The sequence below is a fragment of the Pseudomonas sp. BJa3 genome, from assembly GCF_026343815.1.
In the GTDB taxonomy this organism is placed as follows: Bacteria; Pseudomonadota; Gammaproteobacteria; order Pseudomonadales; family Pseudomonadaceae; genus Aquipseudomonas; species Aquipseudomonas soli.
In genome coordinates, this window is the sequence record NZ_JAOXMC010000178.1 from 1 (window position 1) to 273 (window position 273).

Genomic DNA, 273 nt, shown 5'->3' on the forward strand with positions numbered 1-273 from the left:
TGACCATCGAGGCCTTCAGGATCGTGCCTTCCAGCAGCACGTTCTGCTCGTACAGCGCGCCGAACAGCGAACGCAGCACGGCTTCGGTCACTTCGTAGCAGACTTCGATGTTGTGATCGCCGTCCATCAGCACTTCCGGCTCCACCATCGGCACCAGACCGCACTCCTGGCACAGCGCGGCGTAGCGGGCCAGCGCATGGGCGTTGGCTTCGATGCAGGTGCCGGACGGGATGTCTTCGCCGATGGTGATGACCGCGCGCCACTTGGCGAAGC

At 64.1% G+C, this 273-nt stretch carries 1 protein-coding gene; it reads right to left on the reverse strand.

What is annotated here, in order from left to right:
* Positions 1-273 (reverse strand): class I fructose-bisphosphate aldolase (locus OH705_RS27330; RefSeq protein WP_267303456.1); only part of this gene is annotated, 273 nt, incomplete at both ends.